The 19946-nt window shown below is 70.5% G+C and carries 21 protein-coding genes; 6 read left to right on the forward strand and 15 right to left on the reverse strand.

Annotation, left to right across the window (positions count from 1 at the left end):
- Positions 1 to 23 precede the first annotated feature (23 nt).
- The 3 genes from GCG21_RS04355 to GCG21_RS04365 all read right to left on the reverse strand — a co-directional run bounded on the left by GCG21_RS04355 (position 24) and on the right by GCG21_RS04365 (position 2714).
- Positions 24 to 794 carry an HAD-IA family hydrolase gene (locus GCG21_RS04355; protein ID WP_370517271.1) on the reverse strand — a complete coding sequence of 257 codons (771 nt, stop codon included), beginning with the start codon at positions 792 to 794 and terminating at the stop codon, positions 24 to 26.
- Positions 791 to 1654 carry a class II fructose-bisphosphate aldolase gene (locus tag GCG21_RS04360; RefSeq protein ID WP_152818071.1) on the reverse strand — a complete coding sequence of 288 codons (864 nt, stop codon included), beginning with the start codon at positions 1652 to 1654 and terminating at the stop codon, positions 791 to 793. The genes GCG21_RS04355 and GCG21_RS04360 overlap by 4 nt, the downstream gene beginning before the upstream one ends.
- Before the next feature lie 397 nt (positions 1655 to 2051).
- Positions 2052 to 2714 (reverse strand): TMEM175 family protein, encoded by a 663-nt coding sequence (locus GCG21_RS04365; RefSeq protein ID WP_152818072.1) that lies wholly within the window; start codon positions 2712 to 2714, stop codon positions 2052 to 2054.
- A gap of 110 nt (positions 2715 to 2824) precedes the next feature.
- On the opposite strand from GCG21_RS04365, the gene GCG21_RS04370 reads away from it, so the two are divergent.
- Positions 2825 to 3772: a hypothetical protein gene (locus GCG21_RS04370; protein WP_152818073.1), complete on the forward strand. Its 948-nt coding sequence runs from the start codon at positions 2825 to 2827 to the stop codon at positions 3770 to 3772.
- On the opposite strand, the gene GCG21_RS04375 is transcribed toward GCG21_RS04370, so the two are convergent.
- Positions 3764 to 4432 (reverse strand): response regulator transcription factor, encoded by a 669-nt coding sequence (locus GCG21_RS04375; RefSeq protein WP_152818074.1) that lies wholly within the window; start codon positions 4430 to 4432, stop codon positions 3764 to 3766. The two genes, GCG21_RS04370 and GCG21_RS04375, sit on opposite strands and share 9 nt — an antisense overlap.
- A complete protein-coding gene (locus GCG21_RS04380) occupies positions 4429 to 5703 on the reverse strand; it encodes a sensor histidine kinase (RefSeq protein WP_194164938.1) in 1275 nt (424 codons plus the stop codon). Before GCG21_RS04380 ends, GCG21_RS04375 begins: the two co-directional genes overlap by 4 nt.
- Positions 5704 to 5811: 108 nt before the next feature.
- On the opposite strand from GCG21_RS04380, the gene GCG21_RS04385 reads away from it, so the two are divergent.
- Positions 5812 to 6423: a hypothetical protein gene (locus GCG21_RS04385; RefSeq protein ID WP_194164939.1), complete on the forward strand. Its 612-nt coding sequence runs from the start codon at positions 5812 to 5814 to the stop codon at positions 6421 to 6423.
- Between the two features lie 115 nt (positions 6424 to 6538).
- The gene (gene asnB, locus GCG21_RS04390; RefSeq protein WP_152818076.1) at positions 6539 to 8068 is read left to right on the forward strand and encodes an asparagine synthase (glutamine-hydrolyzing); all 1530 of its coding nucleotides are present in this window, start codon (positions 6539 to 6541) and stop codon (positions 8066 to 8068) included.
- A gap of 66 nt (positions 8069 to 8134) precedes the next feature.
- Here the strand turns inward: asnB and GCG21_RS04395 are convergent, their stop codons facing one another.
- The 8 genes from GCG21_RS04395 to GCG21_RS04430 all read right to left on the reverse strand — a co-directional run bounded on the left by GCG21_RS04395 (position 8135) and on the right by GCG21_RS04430 (position 15590).
- Complete coding sequence (locus tag GCG21_RS04395) at positions 8135 to 9067, reverse strand: glycine betaine ABC transporter substrate-binding protein (RefSeq protein WP_152818077.1); 933 nt, start codon at positions 9065 to 9067, stop codon at positions 8135 to 8137.
- A gap of 101 nt (positions 9068 to 9168) precedes the next feature.
- Positions 9169 to 9945, reverse strand: a complete 777-nt coding sequence (locus tag GCG21_RS04400) for an ABC transporter permease (RefSeq protein WP_152818078.1) — start codon at positions 9943 to 9945, stop codon at positions 9169 to 9171.
- Positions 9942 to 11129 (reverse strand): ABC transporter ATP-binding protein, encoded by a 1188-nt coding sequence (locus GCG21_RS04405; RefSeq protein WP_152818079.1) that lies wholly within the window; start codon positions 11127 to 11129, stop codon positions 9942 to 9944. Before GCG21_RS04405 ends, GCG21_RS04400 begins: the two co-directional genes overlap by 4 nt.
- Complete coding sequence (locus GCG21_RS04410; protein ID WP_152818080.1) at positions 11126 to 11770, reverse strand: ABC transporter permease; 645 nt, start codon at positions 11768 to 11770, stop codon at positions 11126 to 11128. Before GCG21_RS04410 ends, GCG21_RS04405 begins: the two co-directional genes overlap by 4 nt.
- Positions 11771 to 11830: 60 nt before the next feature.
- A complete protein-coding gene (gene glsA, locus GCG21_RS04415; protein ID WP_152818081.1) occupies positions 11831 to 13636 on the reverse strand; it encodes a glutaminase A in 1806 nt (601 codons plus the stop codon).
- A gap of 22 nt (positions 13637 to 13658) precedes the next feature.
- Positions 13659 to 14387, reverse strand: a complete 729-nt coding sequence (locus GCG21_RS04420; protein ID WP_228760168.1) for an Ltp family lipoprotein — start codon at positions 14385 to 14387, stop codon at positions 13659 to 13661.
- A gap of 280 nt (positions 14388 to 14667) precedes the next feature.
- Complete coding sequence (locus tag GCG21_RS04425) at positions 14668 to 15024, reverse strand: META domain-containing protein (protein WP_152818083.1); 357 nt, start codon at positions 15022 to 15024, stop codon at positions 14668 to 14670.
- A 179-nt stretch (positions 15025 to 15203) separates the two neighbouring features.
- A complete protein-coding gene (locus GCG21_RS04430) occupies positions 15204 to 15590 on the reverse strand; it encodes a phage holin family protein (protein WP_152818084.1) in 387 nt (128 codons plus the stop codon).
- Positions 15591 to 15827: 237 nt separating this feature from the next.
- Here GCG21_RS04430 and GCG21_RS04435 point away from each other — a divergent pair, with 237 nt between their 5' ends.
- From GCG21_RS04435 to GCG21_RS04445, 3 genes are read left to right on the forward strand one after another with little or no spacing between them, the layout of a single operon-like run.
- Positions 15828 to 17159 (forward strand): SHOCT domain-containing protein, encoded by a 1332-nt coding sequence (locus tag GCG21_RS04435; protein ID WP_152818085.1) that lies wholly within the window; start codon positions 15828 to 15830, stop codon positions 17157 to 17159.
- An 11-nt stretch (positions 17160 to 17170) separates the two neighbouring features.
- Positions 17171 to 18526: a TFIIB-type zinc ribbon-containing protein gene (locus GCG21_RS04440; RefSeq protein WP_228760167.1), complete on the forward strand. Its 1356-nt coding sequence runs from the start codon at positions 17171 to 17173 to the stop codon at positions 18524 to 18526.
- Complete coding sequence (locus tag GCG21_RS04445) at positions 18526 to 18825, forward strand: growth/differentiation factor (protein ID WP_152818086.1); 300 nt, start codon at positions 18526 to 18528, stop codon at positions 18823 to 18825. Before GCG21_RS04440 ends, GCG21_RS04445 begins: the two co-directional genes overlap by 1 nt.
- A 99-nt stretch (positions 18826 to 18924) precedes the next feature.
- Here the strand turns inward: GCG21_RS04445 and GCG21_RS04450 are convergent, their stop codons facing one another.
- Positions 18925 to 19431, reverse strand: coding sequence for a hemerythrin domain-containing protein (locus tag GCG21_RS04450; RefSeq protein ID WP_152818087.1), 507 nt, complete (start codon positions 19429 to 19431; stop codon positions 18925 to 18927).
- 7 nt (positions 19432 to 19438) lie between these two features.
- Positions 19439 to 19885 carry an OsmC family peroxiredoxin gene (locus GCG21_RS04455; protein WP_152818088.1) on the reverse strand — a complete coding sequence of 149 codons (447 nt, stop codon included), beginning with the start codon at positions 19883 to 19885 and terminating at the stop codon, positions 19439 to 19441.
- Positions 19886 to 19946: the final 61 nt, after the last annotated feature.

A 19946-nucleotide genomic window follows, 5' to 3' on the forward strand; every position in this document is an offset into this window, starting at 1 on the left:
CTCCTCGGGTTCGAGCCGTCCGGTCATTCCAGGCAGCGGGCCAGGTCGGCCAGCGTGACGACCTCGCCGGGAGTGGCCCTGCTCCGGTTCGCGATCACGCGGGTGTGTTCGCCGTCGGGATCGCCGAGCGTCGAGACGACGAGGATCGCCTCGTCGTTCGGCTCACCCTCGGTGTAGCCGTTCACGGTGAGCAGGCAGCGCAGCCCGGCCGCGGTCGCGGCGAGGAGACCGTTGCGGGAGTCCTCGACGACGAGCACGTCGGCCGGGTCGACTCCGAGCCGCTCGAGGGCGAGCAGGTAGATGTCGGGGGCCGGCTTCTTCGCCTTGACGACGTCGCCGGCGAGCACGGCGTCGAAGCGGGCCGCGCGCTCCGGGCCGACGGCGGCCTCGAGGATGGCCCGGACCGACGCCTCGGCGGAGGTGGAGGCGACCGCCAGCGTCCAGCCCGCGTCCTGGGCGGCCGCGATGATCCGGTGCACGCCGGGCCGCGGCGGCAGCTTCCCGGCCGCCGCCATCTGCGTGTAGATCGCCGTCTTGCGCGCATGCCATGCGGCGATCGTGGCCGCCTGCCCCTCCGGGTCGGTGGGCAGGCCGTTGGCGCGCACGAACTCGGGGCTGAGTTCGCTCGCCATCCGCTCCTTGCCGCCGGCGATCTGCAGCTTGTGCGCGTACTCCTCCTCGGACCAGTCGAGCGGCACGCCCATCTCGGCGAAGGTCTGGTTGAATGCCGGACGGTGCCCGTCCCGTTCGGTGTCGGAGAGCACGCCGTCGCAGTCGAAGATGAGGGTGGTCACGACGCCCGCCCGGCCTGTCCCTCGCTGCCGAACATGCGGATGTGGTTCGCGGCCATCTCCTTGACCGCCGCGTGCTGGACGGCGAACTGGGACGGCGGATCGAAGGCGCCGGGATGGTCGTTCATGAAGGCCTGACCGGCGGACATGAGGGCGATCTTCAGCGCTGTGGAGATGTTCACCTTCGCGCAGCCCCGGGAGATGAGGTCGCTGAACTGCTCGGCGCTCATGCCGGTCCCGCCGTGCAGCGCCACGGGGATACCGGTGGCCGCCACGATGTCGGTGACGCGCTGGTTGTCGAGGGTGGGCGTGGCGCGGTACATCCCGTGGGCGTTGCCGATGGCCGGGGCGAACACGTCGACGCCGGTGTCGCGGATGAAGTCGACCGCGGCGGCCAGGCTCAGCTCCGGTGGGGTGATGCCCGCCTCACCCATATCTTCGATCCGGGCGAACGGCTCGATCTCACCCTCGACCAACGCGCCGTAGGGGCGGGCCTCCTCGACCACCTCGCGGCACTGGCGCTGGTTCTCCTCCACGCTCAGCTTCGAGCCGTCGAAGAGCACGGAGTTCCACCCGAGCCGGAGGCAGGTGGTGATGACGGCCCGGTCGGGGCAGTGGTCCAGGTGCAGCGCCACCGGCACCGCGACCTGGGCCGCCATCGCCCGCCACATCGCGTAGAGCACCTCGGCGCCGATGCTCCGGACCGTCTTGACCGAGGTCTGCACGATGAGCGGCGCGGCGAGCTCCTCCGCCGCCGCCAGCACGGCCGCCATGCTCAGGTCGTTCACGACGTTGATCGCCGCGACGCCGTAGCCTTGATCGAAGGCGCGGGAGACGATCTCCTGGGTCGGCGCGATGGGCATCATCCACCTCCTGGTCGGGGATGCCCGGTCCCTCCGGGCACCGTCGGTACGTGCACTGCCGGCACTGTCGGCACTGTCAGCAGGGGGAGCACGGCGAATCGACGGTCGCCGACGCGGGCGGGGCGCGGGCCGTGCAGCCCGCACCGGCCGCGCGGCAGTGGCGCGTGCTCCTCGTGAGCCGACTGCACCGACATCGACGCCTCCAGCGCTCATGCGCTCGACCTACCCGGGATGAGCAGCCGCTCATCACCGAGACCACGATCAACGTAACACCGTGCTCACCGAGCGTCGAGGTAGGAGGCGTCTTTAGTCTCATCGATATCGACCAACGTCGACCAGCGTCGAATGGCCGCCCCCGCGGGGCCGCACCGGCGACCGATCTGGCCGGAACCGGCGATCAGGGCCGCTCCGGATTCGCGGGTCCGCCGGCCTCGGTTCGGATCGAACGGCCGGCGGGGATGAAGTAGAACAGCCCCAGGGTGATGCAGACGGCCAGGGTGAGATACGGCGTCACCAGTCCGAGCAGCGCCGCCACGAGGTAGACGGGCGGGGCGAGGAGGCCCCGGCGCAGGAGCGCCCGGCGCCGGGCGGGAGTCAACTCGGCGGGCAGCAGGTGCGCCCGGCGCATGAGGATGAGCCATTGCAGCGCGAGGAACACGAGCGAGGTCACGAGGAAGGAACCCGCGTACACGACCGCCGCGAGGTGACCTCCGGCCGGTTGGTCCAGGTAGGTCGCGAAGAGTGAGGTCGTGAACGGCAGGGCCACGATGCACAGCAGCAGGAGCAGGTTGACCACGATCACCGCGTGGTCCACGGCCCGCAGCCGGCGAAGCGCCGCATGGTGGTTGATCCAGAGGATCCCGATCGCGAGGAACGAGATGACGTAGGCCAGGTAGTTGGGCCACAACTGGCCGAGCCGGGTGGCCAGGCCGATCCCCGCCTCCGGGGCCGGCACGCGCAGATCCAGCACGAGCAGCGTGATCGCGACGGCGATCACCCCGTCCGAGAGGGCCTCGGTCCGGCCGATTCCGAACGACTCCCGGCCCGGCGCGGCGGTCATGGCGCATCCGGTGACATGGGCTGCTCCTTCGCGGAGTCGCCGCTCGGCGTGCGGGAGCGGTGTCCCTCGGACGATACACCCGGGGGCGGTCCGTGGTTGACTGGGCGACCATGACCGAAACCGCTGCCACCTCGAGCCGCCTTCGCCGGTCCCTCGCGGGTGTCGCCGCCGGAGTCGTGGCGGCGGCCGCCGGCCTGCTGCCGTGGCTCGTCGGCGGGGGCCGGCTTCCGCTCCAGAACCTCTGGGCGAACGAGACCCTCCCCGGCGGCATGCCGTTCGTGCTCCTGCCGGTGAGCCAGTACAAGGCGATCACGCTGCTCGTGCTGCTCGTGGTGCCGGCGGTCGCCGCCGGGCTCGCCGTCCGGGCGACGGCGGGCCGGGTCGCCCTTCCCGCGTGGAGCGTGGCGGCCGGGCTGCTGCTCGCCCACGCCGGCGCCACGGCGCAGAGCTTCGTGGTCGTGGCCCGCGGCCTGGAACTCGGGCAGACGGTCGACGCCCGGGTGGGGCTGTACTTCTTCGGTCTCCTCGGCGGGGTCGTCGCCTCGATCCTGCTCGCGCAGGCCGGATTCCTGCTCACCTCTCGGGCCTCCCGCGGGCCCGCCGCGCTCGGACTGTCCCTGGTGGCCACGCCGCTCGCGTACTGGCTCAACGAGGCGGTCGCCGCGCTCTCCGGCCCGGGCCAGTACCCCGCAATCATGTCGGGCGTCGTGCGCTGGCTCCCGGCGGTCGTCGTCGGGCTGACCCTGGCCTGGTACGGGCTGCGCCCCGGCCGGCAGATCGCGGTCTGGGCGGCCGCGCTCGCGGCGCTGTGGGTGACGCCGGCCCTGTTCGTCTCGCTCCAGTACGGCCTCGGGATGCGCATCCTCCGGGGAGACGTCGGCGAGATGCTCTCGGCGTCCGCACAGCTCTTTCCGCAGGTGCTCGAGCTCATGGTGGCCCCGGTCGTCGTCGCGCTCGTGCTCGGGCTCGCCGCAGCGGCCACCCGCGCCGGGCTCGCCCGGCGGGGCCGACCCGGACGGGTCGCCCCGGAGGGGGAGCCGGCACGCGACTCAGCGTGAGGCGCGCAGGCTCGCCTCGCCGATGCGGGCGAGCTGCACGCGGGAGTCGGCCCCCGTCTTGGCGTAGAGCGCGCCGACGTGGGTCTTGACCGTGGTCAGCCCGATGTACAGCTCGGCGGCGATCGCCTGGTTCGACAGCCCCCGGGTGAGGAGCTCGAGCACCTGACGTTCCCGCGTCGTCAGCTCATCGACGTCGACCGCCGCGCCGGCCGGTGCGGCGGGGTCGGCCGGCTCCCCGGCGTTGAGGCGCGCGATGACGGCCCCGGCCACGGCCGGGTCGAGCACGTGCCGATCGGCGGCCACGTGGCGGACCGCCGCGATGAGCTCGGCGCCGCTCGTGCTCTTGAGCAGGTACCCGCGGGCCCCGGCCGCCAGCGCGCGGGTGAGGAGGTCGTCGGAGTCGAAGGTGGTGAGCACGAGCACCCGCGCCGAGGTCTCGGCCGTGATCCGCTCGGTCGCCCAGATCCCGTCGGTTCCCGGCATCCGCAGGTCGACGAGCGCCACGTCGGGCCCGTGCCGGTGGCAGGCGGCCAGCGCCTCGAACCCGTTCTCGGCCTCAGCCATCACCTCGATGTCGGGGTCGGTGCCGAGGATCGCCGCGACGCCGCTGCGCACCGCCTCGTGATCGTCCGCGATGACCACCCGTACGACCCGCGTCATGCCGGCCTCCCTCGTTCCACGTCCGATTCCGCCGGGAGCCGCAACCGTGCGCGCCACTGGCCGGTAGGGGAGTCCCCGCCGGGCTCGACCGGCTCGACCGGCTCGACCGGGCCGGCGTCCAGGCTCGCGCCCGTGCCGCTGAGCAGGAGCACGGCCCCGCTGATCCCGATCCCGGTGCCCGGCCGGACCCGCCCGGCGGGTGCCCGGTCGTTCGTCACCGTGACCTCGAGACCGTGCCCGCCGGCGTGCTGCGCGTTCGGGTCCGGCCCCGCCTGCATCGGCCCCACGTCGACCTGGACGTCTCCCGTGCCGTGCTTGGCCGCATTCGCCAGCAGCTCCTGCAGCACGCGCATGACCACGTGCGAGCGCGTGGCCGGGGCCCGGTCGAGGGCGGCCCACAGCCCCGCGCGGCCCTGCCCCGACCAGTGCAGCACGCGACCGGCCGGCAGCAGCCGCGGAAGGTCCTCGAGTGCCTCCGCCGGGGCGATCAGGGCCACCTCGTCCAGGTCCTCGACCGCCGTGAGCACGGTGATGAGGCCCCGCAGCTGCCGGTGCGCCTCGTCCGTGCCGCGCTTGGCCTGGTCGAGGCCGCGGGTGAGGGCGGCGGAATCGACGCGTGGCCCGGCGGACTGCAGCTTCGCGGCCTCGATGTGCAGGCCCGCCACGGCGATCTGGTTGGCCACGAGGTCGTGCAGATCGTGGGCGATCCGGTCACGCAGCCGCCGCGTCGCCCGCCCGTGCTCCTCGCTCATCGTCGCCCGGGTCCGCAGGCGTTCACGGCGCACGTTCCAGCCCCACAGCCCGGAGACGAGCAGCACGAGCCCCCACTGCACCCCGAGCACCACGACCCGGCCGTCGTCCGGGCGGAACACCACGAGGGCCGCACCGCAGCCGATCGCGGCGACCAGCGCCCACCGGAACAGGAGCCGCACGCCCCGGTCGCCACCATATTTGACGGCGGCGTAGATCAGGTCGGTCAGGATGAGCACGACGCCGAGGGATCCGCCGAACATCAGGTCGACCCCGGCCACCGCCGCCCCCGCACCGAGCGCCGCGAACGGGCGCCGGGAGCGGCGGGTCGCGATGAGGGCCATGCCCAGCAGCGTGAGCAGGAACACGCCCCCGGTCGACTGCCAGGGCGTGAGGTCCCCCCACAGGCCGTAGCCGCCGAACTGCAGCGCGGCGAGCCCGACGAGCAGCCAGCTCGCGCCGATGACGGCGTCGCGACTGGCCGGGTGGGCGTCGAGCTGCCGGAACCAGCGCACGATCATGACCCCATCCTCGCCCATCCTCCGACCGTCCCGCCTCCTCCGATCGAAGGAGGTGGGACGGGCCGCCCGGAGGATCCGCGCCGGAGGGAGGAGGGCCACGCTCGAATCATGACCCTCCTGGTGATCCTCGCGTGTGAAATCGGCTTCTGGGTGCTGCTCGTCTCGGGCCTCGCGGCCCGCTACCTGCTGCGCCGGCGGCGGCTGTCGAGCGCCCTGCTGCTGTGTGTGCCGCTGCTCGACGTGGTGCTCCTCACGGCGATCGGCTGGGACCTCCTGGCGAACGGGACCACGGCCGAGTTCACGCACGGGCTCGGCGCCGTCTACCTCGGCTTCACGGTCGCGTTCGGACACCAGATCATCGCCCGGGTCGACGCCTGGTTCGCCCACCGGTTCGCCGGCGCGCCGGCGCCGGTCAAGGCGCCGGCCGCGGGCACCGCCCGGGTGCGCCACGAATGGGGCCAGTGGCTGCGGATGCTCCTGTGCGCGGCCGTGGCCAGCGCCGTTCTCGGCGGGATCGTGCTGCTCGTGGCCGACCCCGCCCGCACGGGCGAGCTCCTCGTCTGGTTCGCCCGCATCTGGCTCGCGACCGGGATCTGGCTGATCGTCGGGCCCGTCTGGGAGGGCGTGCGCCAGGCGGTGACGGCCGTGCCCGTCCTGCGGCCCCTGCTCGCCGAAGCGCGCGGCCCCGTTCGCGAACGGACGCGCGACAACGCGCGGTGAGCTGCGTCGTCCCCACGCCGTCCCCACGCCGTGCCCAGGCCGTGCCGACGCCGCGGGATGGCCGCTCCCCGGCGAGCGGTAGCGTGGTTCGCACACCACCGAAGAATGAGGAGTCATGTCGGCAATTGTCGCGGCGCACGGTCCGTTCGACGAGCAACTCGGGCGCAGGATGCTCGACCGGATGCGGCACCGAGGCCCGGACGGCTCGGGAACCCGCAGGGTCGGGCAGGCGTGGCTCGGCAGCCACTACCTCGCGATCATCGACCCCGACGCGGGCGAGCAGCCGATCGGGAGCAGCCGGCCCGGCAGCTGGCTCATCGGCGACGGCGAGATCTACAACCACCAGCGCATCCGCGACCGGCTCGGTGCGGACCGGTTCAGCACCGACTCCGACCTCGAGGCGGCCCTCGAGCTGTTCGAGGACGAGGGGGTCGCCGCCTTCGAGCGGCTCTGGGGAACGTTCGCCCTCGTCGTGGCGGCCGAGGACGGCCGGTTCGCGGCCGCGCGGGACGTGCTCGGGATCTCGCCGCTGTACTGGGCGCGGCGCGGGGAGACCGTCGTGTTCGCCTCCGAACTCAAGGCGTTCGACGAGGACTGGCGCGCGCTGGTCGAGCCGTTCCCGCCCGGCCACGCCTGGACCCCGCAGGACGGCCTCATCGCCGGGCCCGCACTGCCGGGCGCCTCGCCCGTGCTGCTCAAGAGCCGCGCCCCCTCCGAGCAGCCGCCGGCCTGGGTGTTCGCCGCGCTGCGCGAGACCCTCGTGCGGGCGGTCGAGCGCAGCCTGCCGAGCCGGTCCTCCGTGGGGATCCTGCTGTCCGGGGGCGTCGACTCGAGCATCATCACCGCGATCGCCGCCCGCATCGCGCGGGAGCAGGGGCGGGTCCTGCCCACGTTCGCGGTCGGGATGGCGGGCAGTGGCGACCTCGCGGCCGCGCGGCTCGTGGCCGAGCACGTGGGCACCGACCATCACGAGCTCGTCTACACGGCCGAGGACGCGATCGCCCTCGTGCCGCGGATCATCGCCGAGCTCGAGTCCTTCGACCCGACCCTCGTGCACTCGGCCGTGCCGCACCACCTCGTGGCCTCCCTCGCCGCCCGGCACGTCACCGTGGTGCTCGCGGGGGAGGGCGCGGACGAACTGTTCGCCGGCTATTCCCACTACGGGCGCCACGACACCGGCGAGGCGCTCCACGAGGATCTGCTCGCGACGCTCGAGGGCATGCACATCGGCGGCCTGCAGCGGGTCGATCGGGTGGCCGGGGCCCACGGCATCGAGCCGCGGCTGCCGTTCCTCGACCTCGACTTCGTGGAGCTCGCCCTCGCGCTCCCGCCGGGCTGGAAGCTCCTCGAGGAGGGCCGGCCCGCGAAGTGGCTGCTGCGGCAGGCGTTCGACTCCTGGCTGCCGGCCGAGGTGCTGTGGCGCCGCAAGGAGCAGTTCGGCGAGGGAACGGGCATGAACACGGTGCTGAGCGAGCACTACGAGCAGACCGTCACCGGCGCCGAGCTCGACCGGGCCGCCGCCGAGCTGTCCCACCTCGACCCGCCGCTGCGCACGCGCGAGGAACTCGCCTACTACCGGCTCTTCACCGAGGCGCTGCCGGGGATCGACGCGCAGCGCACCGTCGGCCGCTTCGCCGAGGCCTGAGAACGGGGCCGGCCGGCCGCCGCGGGAATCCGCGGGGGCCGGCCGGTGCGCGCCGGGGGCGGGTGGTCAGCCGAGGAAGCCCTCGTCCGTGAGCCACTCCTCGGCGACGTCGCGGGGCTGCTCGCCGTCGTTGTCGACCTGGCCGTTCAGGCTGGTCATCACCTCGTTCGTGAGCGCCTGCGAGATCGGGTCGAGAATCTCGGCGATCTCGGGGTAGGCGTCGAGGGTCTCCTGACGCAGGGTCACCGCGCCCGCGTACTGGATGAAGAAGTCCTTGTCGTCCTCGAGCACGAGCAGGTCGTTCGAGACGATGCGGGCGTCGGTGGAGAACACCTCGCCGAACTGGCAGGAGTCGCCGACCTGGGTGTAGATGAGGTTGAGGTCGAGCTCGACGATCTCGGTGAACTCGAAGCCGTAGGCCTCCTCGAGGCCGGGCAGGCCGTCGTCGCGGTTGATGAACTCGCTCGCCGCGCAGATCGCGCCCTGGTCCGGGTTCGCCTGGATGAACGCGGCCGCGTCGCTCGTGGTGGTCAGCCCGTTCTCCTGGGCGAACGCGGCGCTCGTGGCGAGCCGGTAGGTGTTCTCGAAGTTCGCCGGGGGCAGCCAGGCGATCCCGTTGGCCGCGTCGGCCTCCTTGACCGCCTCGTACAGGTCGTCGGGGACCTCCTCGGTGCTGTTGCCGAGGATGTTGACCCAGCCCGTGCCGGTGTAGTCCCAGTACAGGTCGATCTCGCCGGTCTCGAGCGCCTCGCGCACCGTGGCGCTGCCGGACAGCCCGGTCTGGTCGGTGATCGAGGCGCCGGCGTGCTCGAGTGCGACGGCCGCGATCTGGCCGAGGATCTCCGACTCCGTGAACTCCTTCGAGCCGACGGTCAGGTCCGCTCCGGCGAGCGGCCCGTCACCGCCGCCGCTGCCCGAGTCGCCGCCGCAGGCCGCGAGGGTGAGGGCGAGGCCGAGGAACGCGGCGGTGGCCGCGGTGGTTCTGTGCAGTCTCTTCATGGGTATCTCCTTCGTGGGGACGACGGCCGGTCGAGTCGGGCCGAAACGGTTGCGTTCCGTCGCTCTCGCGCTGGCGTGCGTGGCGTGTGCGGCGCGGCCGGTCAGAGCCCGCGCGGGCGCAGCAGGTCTTCCGCGATCCCGGCGAGGTAGTCGATGACCAGCGCCAGGACGGCGGTGAGGGCGGCGCCCACGAGCTGCACCGTGAAACGGTTCGTGGACAGGCCGCCGACGATGATGTCGCCCAGTCCGCCGGCATTGATGTACGTGACCAGGGTAGCCGTACCGACGTTGATGACCAGCGCCGTGCGGATGCCGGCGAGGATCACGGGCACGGCGAGCGGCAGTTCGAGCCTGCGCAGCACGGTGAACTTCGACATGCCCATCCCGCGGCCGGCCTCGAGCACGGCCGCGTCGACCTGTTCCAGGCCGACCATCGTGTTGAGCAGGACCGGCACGATCGCGTACAGGACGAGCCCGACGATCGCCGCATTGAAGCCGAGGAAGAGGAAGGCGACCGCGAGCAGCACGAGGATCGCGATCGTCGGAACCGCCTGCCCGAGGGTGAGCAGGCCGATGAGGAACGGACGCACGCGGCGGGCGAACGGCCGGGTGAGGATCACCCCGAGCGGGACGGCGATGACGAGGGTGAGCACGGTGGAGACCGCGGTGAGCTGGACGTGCTGCCAGATGGCGGAGCCGAGCCGGTCCGCGTTGAGGAGGCGTCGTTCGATGGAATCGAGATCCCGGCTCGCGACGTACAGGTACAGGGCGAGGCAGACGGCCGCCAGGATGAGCGGCATCGTGATGTAACCGCCCACGGTGCGCCGCCGCCCGCGCAGCACGGGCGACGCGAGGCGCTCGGGGGCGGCGGTGCTCATGCGCCCTCCCGCAGGCCGGACCGCTCGGCACTGACGGCGCTGGCCCGCATCTCGCGGATGGCCTCGTTGATCTGGTCGATGTCGACCACGCCGAGGAGGGCGCCGTCGTCGCCGGTCACGATGGCGACCGAGTGCCGGGCCGTGATGAGCTCGTTCAGGGCGTCGGAGAGCGTGGCCCGGGGGGTGATCGCGGGTGAGATCGGGCTCCCGACCCCCGCGAGGTCCGGCCCGGTCGCGCGGCGCAGGTCCGCGGCGCCGACCCAGCGCGCGGGTGTGCCGGATCCGTCGAGCACGAGCAGCGCGCTCTCGGGCACGTCGCGGAGCCGGTCGAGGGCGGCCGCCGGATCGGTGGCCTCGGGCACGGTCGGCCAGCTGCGCAGCTGGATGTCGGCGACGTGGGTGAGGTTGAGCCGCTTGAGGGAGGCGCCCCTGCCGATGAAGTCGGAGACGAACGGGTTCGCCGGGGCGGTGAGGATCTGCTCGGGGGTGTCGTACTGGGCGACCCGCGAGCCCTCCTGCAGGATCGCGATGCGGTCGCCGAGCTTGATGGCCTCGTCGATGTCGTGGGTCACGAACACGATGGTCTTGCGCACCTCGGACTGCAGCCGCAGGAGCTCGTTCTGCAGCCGGTCCCGGGTGATCGGGTCGATCGCGCCGAACGGCTCGTCCATGAGCAGCACGTCCGGGTCGGCCCCGAGCGCCCGGGCGACGCCGATCCGCTGCTGCTGACCGCCCGAGAGCTGCTTGGGGTAGCGGTGCCGGTACTCCTCGGGGGGCATGCTCACCATCCGCATGAGCTCGTCCACCCGCCGGTCGATGCGTGCGGCATCCCAGCCCAGCAGCTTGGGCACGGTGGCGATGTTCTCCCCGATGGTCATGTGCGGGAAGAGGCCGATCTGCTGGATCACGTATCCGATCCGGCGGCGCAACCGATCCGGATCGGTGGTGGTCACGTCCTCCCCGTCGAGGAGGATGCGCCCGCCGCTCGGTTCGATGATGCGGTTGATCATCTTCATCGTCGTGGTCTTGCCGCATCCGGAGGGGCCCACGAGCACGACGATCTCGCCCTCGTGGATGTCCAGGTCGAGGGCGTCGACGGCGTTGGCTCCCTGCCCGGGGTAGCGCTTGGTCAGACCCTGGAGGCGGATCATCACCCGGTCGCCGGTGGTGGCTGCGTCGGTCATCGAATTCCTTCGGAGGTGGTGAGTCGGCGGGCGGCGTGGAAGATCAGGTCGAACAGCACCGCGAGGATGATCACGCCGAGGGTTCCGGCGAGCACGAGGTTGACGGCGACCGGGGTTCCCACGCGGTTGAGGCCGGTGAAGATGAGGTCGCCGTAGCCGGGACCGTTGACGATCCAGCCGATCGCCGCGATCCCGAGCAGCACGAGGGTCGTCACCCGGATGCCCGTGATGATGACCGGCCACGCGAGCGGCAGCTCGATCCTGCGCAGGCGCTGGAACCGGGTCATTCCCATGCCGCGGGCGGCCTCGACGATCGCCGGATCCACGCTCTGCAGTCCCGTGACCGTGTTGCGGATGATCGGCATGAGGCCATAGGCGGTCAGGGCCACGACGACGGGCTTCGCCCCGAGGCCGAGCGGCCCGAGGAGCAGGATGAACAGCGCGAAGGAGGGGATCGTGAGCATCGCCCCGCTCAGGGCGAGCACGATCTCGCGCGGTCGGGCGTGCTGATAGGTGAGCACGCCCAGGGAGATGCCGATGATCGCGGCGAAGCCGACGGAGACCGCGACCACCGCGGCGTGTGCCAGGCCGAGCTCGACCATGTCGTCGCTGCGTTTGATCAGGAATTGGACGAAGTCCATCAAGCCTCCTCGTGGCGTCGTGAGACCGTGTGCCGCACCCCGTCGTGGTGCCGGTCAAGTCTAATCGCGGATCCGAACGGCGACGGCTCGCGCGTACCGGTACACCCTCGAGTGCGCGTCGCGGGCGAGCGCGCGCCACAGTTGGATGGCGAGCCGGGGATCGCGATCCTCAAGCTCGTCGATCGCCTCCGCGTCGAGCACCATGACCTCGACCGGGCCCGTGGCCTTGACGGTCGCCTCCTGGCGATCCTCGCTCGCGAGGGACAGGTCGCCGAAGGTCATCCCGGCCCCGAGGGCGGTGACCCGCACCCTGTTCCCGTCGGAGTCGGTCGTGATCGTGCTGATCCGGCCGGAGAGGATGAAGAAGACGCCCCCGAACCGCTGGCCGACCCGGCGGATGATCTCCCCGTCCGCGAAGCTGCGGCGCTCCATGAGTCCCGCGAGTGCGTCGACGTCCTCCTGGTCGAGCATCGCGAGCGCGGGGGAGTCGGCCACGAGCACGCGCCCCGGGTCGAGCAGGGCGCTGCCGTACCGCTCGAGCAGGAGGTGCTCGCACCGGGCGATCGCCCCCTCCCGGGATTCGAACGTCGCGAGCTCCGGCAGGGCGTGGGCCAGGGTGTCCTCGGGATCGACGAGGAGCAGGGTGGCGCCGCCGCGCGCGAACTGCTCGGCGATCGTGCCGAGCATGTCGAGGGCGACCCGGCCGAACTCGTCCACCCGGCGCACGTCGAGCACCACGAGCTCGACCTGCGGGTCGAGGCCGGTGAGTTCCCGCACGACCGATTCGGTGCCGGCGAAGAAGAGGTCCCCGGCGAGCTCGACCACCACGGCCCGGTGTGCGTGTTCGGCCAGCAGTTCGGTGGCCTCGTCGGTGCGCCGGATCGCGCTCGGCTCGCGATCGATCGGGTAGGAGTCGCGGATCGCGGATCGGCCGATGCGGGCCGACCGCACGAAGTGCATCTCCATGTCGCGCGAGAGCTGCCGGCAGGCCGCCACGCCGCGCACGCTGTTGCCGTGCCGGTCGAGCGGGGGAGAGTAGACCGCGAGGCCGGCCTGGCCCGGAAGCACCGCGATGATGCCCCCGCCCACGCCCGATTTCGCGGGCATCCCCACGTGACTGGCCCAATCGCCGGCGTCGTCGTACATTCCCGAGGTCATCATGACCGAGAGCACGCGCTCGACCGCGTCGAGCGTGAGCGCCTGCGTGCCGGTGATCGGGTGGGTGCCGCCGTTGGCGAGGGTGGCGGCCATGAGCGCGAGGTCTCGGCAGGTCACCTGCACGGTGCACTGGCGCAGGTAGGTCGCCAGCGCCTCCGTGGGCCTGCCCTCGATCACGCCGACCGAGCTGAGCAGGTATGCCAGTCCGTGGTTGCGGTCGCTGTGACGACGCTCGGCCTGGTAGGCGCGCCCGGCGCTGCGCAGCGGGCGGCCGGCGCACTGGGAGTACAACTCGGTGATCCGTTGCACGGCGCTACGCCCACCGCCGCCCTTGATGAGGGAGGCGACCGCGAGTGCCCCGGCGTTGATCATCGCGTTGGCGGGCCGGCTCGTGCCCGAGGTGAGGGAGAGGTCGTTGAACGCGTCTCCGGACGGTTCGACGTCGATCTTGGCGTCGACTGCCGCCATGCCGAGGTCGTCGAGCGCGAGTCCGTAGCTGAAGGGCTTGGAGATCGACTGCATCGAGAACTCGTGATCGGTCACTCCCACCTCGTAGACGTAGCCGTCGACCGTGGCCAACGCGATGCCGAAGTGGTCCGGATCGATCAGGGTCCCGGCAGGGCCGACCTCATAGGGGACGCCGTCGCGCACCCGGGCGATACGCGCGTGGATGTCCTGCAGGTAGGTGGTGATCGGGGACGACGTCATGGTTCCGAGCGTAGGGGAGTCGTCAGAGGCCGGCTTGGTCGACTCCGTATGTGGCCTGGTCGAGGGTGTAGCCGTCACCGTATTCCGACGTCAACTGCTCGATCAACCCCTTGCGTGAGAAGGCCATGAGGTCGAGGTAGTTCGCGGCGGCCTTGGCTGCCTGTTCGTTCCAGTCCACCTCGACGTTGTCCGCCGCGAATGTGGCATCCTCGACGGAATATCCATCGCCGTACTCCGATGACAACTGTTCGATCAAACCGTTCCGTGAAAACGGCATGAAGCTGAGATACGACTCGGCAGCGCGCAGCGCATTCGACTGACCGGCGGTGAGCGCTGCTTGAGCCGCAGCCTCCTCCTCGGCTTTGGCGGCTGCCTTCGACGCCTCTTCCTCCGCGGCTCGGGAGGACTCCTCCTCCGCGGCCCTCGACGCTTCTTCCTCCGCGGCCCTCGATGCCTCCTCCTCCGCGGCCCTCGCGGACTCCTCCTCGTCCGCGGCCTCGGTCTCTGTCTGCCCGGCAGTCGCCGACGGCGCCCGACCTTCGCCTTCCACCTGTGCCGATGGCACCGCCGTCCCGGGATCGTCCCGCCCACCACCGACGATGGCGATGGCCACGAGGAGGGCGACACCGCCAAGAGGCAGGATGAAGCGCTTCTTCTTGTACCAAGGCCGCGCCGTCGGCTGACGGTCTGTCGATTCCGTGGCGCCGTATCCGGGGGCGTGCTGCTGATATTCGGGTGCCCCGTCGTCCACCAGCAGCGGCCAGCCCTCCGGTGCCGGCGGCCATGACGCGGGTGGTATCCAATCGGGCGGGGGCAGCCAGCCCTCGGGAGGTATCGGCCACCCAGGGGCCGGATTGAATCGGAGTGTCATTTCATGACCCTATCCGAAGCGGTCCGCGCGAGAGTGGGATTCAGCACGTCGACCGGAATACATTTCCCAGCGGGCCCGGACGGTTTCGAGTGCCGGTTTGTCGGACGTGCGCGGCTCCGTGATACTCCGGCTTCCTTCGACCTGGAGTCCGCGGCCGGCGCTATTCGCGCGAGAGGTCGCCGATCTGGGCGCCGTCGGAGTCGTAGAGGTGCATCGTGTCGCCGTCCACCACGGCGCTCGCCGGATCGATCAGCCAGACGTCCACGTCCGGGCACGCCATGAGCGTGGTCGCAAGGCCGGCGAGGGTGACGTCGTCGCCGTCCTGCTGCCACGTGCCCGAGAGCCGGTTGCAGCCGTCGGTGCCGGTGATGAGTCCCTCCCCGGTGAACGTCAGCCGGGTCTCGTCCCCGCCGGAGGACCCCCAGGTTCCCTGTGCCGACGTGGCCGCCTCGCCGCAGCCGCTCAGCGCCGACGCGGCGACGGCCAGGACCACCATTCCCACGCGAAGACGACGCATCGGTCCGACCTCCTGCCAACGGCTACATTGCTCGTGTCAGCCTACGCTCGATTCCGCGCCGGTGTCGGCCCCTCGGCTGCGAGGAGGTCGGCGAGGCGGAACGAGATGGCACCGCGCACCCGGCGGCGCCCCAGCGGATCGACCGGTCGATCGCCGCGACGGCCGGGAGCACTCGCGCCTCAGGCGGGTGCGGCCGAGGGCTTCTTCTTGAGAAGCAGCGGCGGCAGGATCCAGCCGCCGACGGCGGTGACGAACCAGACGATGACGGTCGCGAGGATCCACGTTCCCAACCCGGCGATGGTCAGCCCGCCGGGAACGAGCGAGGCGAGGAGCAGGGCGATGAACGTCGAGATGAGCCCGACGCCGCTCATGAGGGCGGCGGCGCGCTTCTGGGTCTGGTGCACCACGAACGGCGAGACGAGCGCCTGCGCGAGGGTGAAGACGAGGACGGCGACGACGAAGCCGGACGCCGCGAGCGTGAGCCGCTCGAGTAGGAACGCGGCGAGCAGGAACCCGAGGGCCGCCGTGGCCAGGTGGATGAGCGCTCGGAGGATGGATCGGATCATGGCGTTCCTCGTTTCGGGAGCCCGTCATCGGGGCGGTCGGGCATCGACATATCCAACGCCGCGAGTCTATCGGAACCGGTCCTGCACGCGTGTGGGTCGTCGGCCTCCACCGAGGAGTGGCTGCTAGACTCCGGTGCCCGGCCCTGAGCCGACTGTCGACGCCCGACTTCGTGGCTTGCCTCGTCCAGCGAGCGGTTCGGCACACGGTTCGATCACTGCGTTCTTGGAGGACATCGGATGGGATTCATCAAGGCATTCGCGGGCGCGATCGGCGGCACGTTCGCGGATCAGTGGAAGGACTTCCTCGTTCCTCCGCACAACCTCGCGCCGACGGCCGCCATCTTCCCGGCCGTTCCGCAGGGCCAGAACGCCGGGCGCGGGTCGAACACCAAGGGCTCCGAGCACATCATCACGAACGGCAGCCGGATCATCGTTCCCGAGGGCTACGGCCTCGTGACGTTCCAGGACGGCCAGCTCACCGGGTTCATCGCCGAACCCGGTGGCTTCATCTTCACCTCCGACGACCAGAACTCGCAGTCGATCTTCGCCGGCGACGGGATCGTGAGCCCCACCGTCAAGACCTCCTGGGAACGGTTCAAGTTCGGCGGCCAGCCCGGCTCGCAGCAATTGGCGTTCTACGTCAACCTCAAGGAGATCCCGAACAACCGCTTCGGCACCCAGTCCGAGATCTATTGGGACGACGCCTACCTGGGCGCGCAGGTCGGTGCGATCACGCGCGGCAGCTACACCATGCGCATCGTCGACCCGATCCTGCTCGTCAAGCAGTACGTGCCGCTCACGTACCTGAGCGCGAGCCCGCGGGTCTTCGACTTCTCCGATCTCGACAACGACGCGGCCAGCCAGCTCTTCAACGAGGTGGTCGGCTCGCTCGCGCAGGCGTTCTCGATCTACACGAACGATCCGAGCCAGGGGAACCGGATCACGCGGATTCAGTCGGACTCGGTCGGCTTCGCCCAGTCGCTCAGCCAGGCCGTCGAGCAGGGCTACAGCTGGACCACCGATCGCGGCCTGACGATCGTCAAGGTCGCCCTGCAGTCGATCGAGTACGACGAGGACACGCGCGCGCTCCTGAGCGACGTGAAGAAGGCCGATGCGCTCGGAGGCGCCCGGGGGAACTCCTTCATGCAGCAGGCCGCCGCCCGCGGTTTCCAGGCAGCGGGGGAGGGTGGCGGGGGAGCCGCCAACATGGCCTTCCTCGGCATGGGACTCAACGCGACCGGCGGCGCGGCCGCCGGACTCCAGCAGCCGGTGCCGCAGCAGGGGTACCAGCAGGTGCCGCAGCAGGGATACGGGCAGCAGCACCCGCAGGGTTATGGGCAGCAGCCACCCCAGGGTTATGGCCAGCAGCCCCCGCAGGGTTATGGACAGCAGCCGCCCCAGGGCTATGGACAGCAGCCACCCCAGGGCTACGGTCAACAGCCGCCCCAGTCGCCGTCGGCGCCGGAGGATCCCGTGGCGAGGCTGACCCAGCTCAAGACGATGCTCGACCAGGGGCTCATCACGGCGGACGACTATGAGGCCGCCAAGGCGAAGATCCTCGGGATCTAGAGGACGTCGGAGTGAACCCGAGCAACCCGAATTCAGAAGCCACCCCGCCCGCGAACCCGGGAGCGCCGGCGACGACCGGCGGTGCGGGGTATGGGATCGACCCCGCCCAGGGCGCGCCGCGTCCGTCCGCCGACGGCTACGGGATGGTCGATCCCGCAGCGGCGGCGGCAACCGGTCTGCCTCCGGTCTCCCCGGCGGGGCCGCGCATCATCGAGACGGACGCCGCGGCGAAGGACGGACTGTCCAAGTGTGCCCGGTGCGGTGCAACGGAGATCTCGCTCAACCCCGCCACCGGCATGCTCCGGTGCGGCTTCTGTCGATTCGAGTGGGCCACCGGGAGCGCGGAGCAGGCGCTGGGGCTCAACAGCGACATCTCCGAGCTGTCCGGCCTCGTCATGGGATCCGGTTCCCAGGACATCGTGCCCTCGACCGATGTGGTGCTCACCTTCAAGTGCAGCGCCTGCGGCGCCGAGGTCGTGATCAACACCGATGAGAGCACACAGGCCCGGTGTCACTGGTGCCGCAACAAGCTCTCGATGAATCAGCAGATCCCCAACGGCGCCGTCCCCGACATGGTGCTGCCGTTCGCGCTGCGCAAGGAGCAGGCGACCGAGAAGATCTCGCAATTCGTCAAGAAGCGTCGGTTCTACGCGCATCCGAAGTTCCTCAAGGAATTCGAGCCGGAGAACGTCATGGGCGTGTACCTGCCCTACATGGTGGTCGACATCAACGCCCATGCCCGGCTCACCGGGCAGGGTGAGCATCAGACGCGGACCTACACCGTCAAACGTGGCGACAACACCCAGCGCGTCTACGACGCCGACATCTACCACGTCATGCGCGATTTCGACGTCTACATCAATGATCTGACCGTCGAGTCCTCGAGCGAACGGCGCGACCAGGACTCCTCCCGCAACACGAACAACATCATCAACACGATCATGCCGTTCGATGTCGAGAATGCGGTCCGGTACGACTCGAACTACCTCGCCGGTTTCACCTCCCAGCGACGGGACACGAATATCGACGACCTCACTCCGCTCGTCGATGCCCAGGCACGGGACATCACCCGCTACCGGGTCAACGACACCCTCAGGTTCTACGACCGCGGGGTTCGCTGGGATTCGGAGCAGGTCGACGTCAAGGGTCAGCGCTGGGCCTCGGCCTATCTTCCCGTGTGGCTCTACAGCTACCAACAGCGCCGGTCCAACGGGCAGACCTTCCTGCACTACGTCGCGGTGAACGCGCGCACGGGCGAGACGATGGGCAGCGTGCCGATCAACAAGCCGAAACTGTTCGCGGTCTCCGCCGTCGTGCAGGTGGTCGGTATGGTTCTCGGAACGATCATCATGGTGGTGGGTGGCTGATGGGCATCGACGTTCTCGCTGCGGGTGGCCAGGTGTGGGCGAGCGGATCCTCCGACGGTGGCGGCGGCAGCATCGGCTGGGTCTTCTTCCTCGCCGGCTTCCTCTACTACGGGATGATGTACCTGCGCTACCGCAACTCCGACAAGCGGCACCGGCACGAGCTCGAGACCGAGGCGACCCTGGACAACGTGCAGGTGGCCGACGATTACGCCGGTTCCCTCAAGGGCGTCTCGCACTCGCGGATGCGCGGCGCGAACTACAAGCAGGTCGAGGGCGCGCAGAACAAGCGCCCCTGGTAGCCCTCATCGGGCCCTGCTCGAGCACCGGTCCGGATCTGCTTGGGCCTTGCTCGAGCACTGATCAGGCCGTGATGGGCCCTGCGGAGCCGGCGCAACCGGTCAGCCGCGTTCGCACACCCAGCCCGCGGGAATGCGGCCCTCGCGAAGGAACTCGCGCAGATGCACCTGCGCCGGATCGTCCAGGTCCGCGTCGAGATGCGGATAGATGATCGGCTCCTCCTTGCTGTTGTGCACCTCGAGCAGGTGGAGCATCCGGTGACAGGCGGCGATCACCTCCGAACGGGCGGGTTCCTCGATGGCGGCAGGCCCGGCCAGCCGTGCCTCGAGGGCATCCATGGCCCGCCAGAGTTCGCCGTGCTCGCGGAGCATGACCATGACCGGCATCATGAGCGCGCCGGTGTTGATCCGCGGAAACACGATCGCCTCTTCGAGGTAGATGTGCCGCCGCAGGGCCCTCATCGCCCCCACCAGCGGCTGTGCCCAGTCCCGCACCGTTTCGGTGGTGCGGGACTGGGCGATGAACAGCTCGATTCCGGCGTCGATCTCATGGTGTTCGCGGGTGAGCGCCTCCGCCAGTGAGGGAGGATCGGATTCGAGCGTGCTCATGGCGGTCTCAGGCGGTGGCGAGCTGGGCGTCGACCGTGATCGTGGCGCCAGCGAACAGCCGCGAGACCGGACACAGGGCCGAGGCCTTCTCGATGACGGCCTGGAACGCGTCGTCGGCAATGCCCTCGACGGTCGCCCGAACGGTGAGCTTCGACGTGCTGATCGTGGGGACGCCGTCGACCTCCTCGAGCGTCAGGGTGGCGCTCACGTCGAGCTTCTGCGGCGGCGTGCCGTTCTCACCCAGGGTGAGCGAGAGCGCCATCGCGTAGCACGAGGAGTGCGCCGCCGCGGCGAGTTCCTCCGGACTGCTCTTGCCCGCCGGAGCCTCGGTGCGCGATCCCCAGGTGACCTGCAGGTCGTCGAGGACCCCGCTGCTCGTCCCGTTGAACGTTCCGGTTCCGGAGGCCAGCGGGCCCTCCCATGTGGTCTGGACGGTACGTGCGGCAATGCTCATGATCATCCCTTTCGGCGTCATAGACGCAATTCTGCAACAAGATATTGCTCTAAATGATAGG

Origin of the sequence: Pseudactinotalea sp. HY160, from assembly GCF_009372055.1 — a bacterium.
Taxonomy (GTDB): domain Bacteria; phylum Actinomycetota; class Actinomycetes; order Actinomycetales; family Beutenbergiaceae; genus HY158.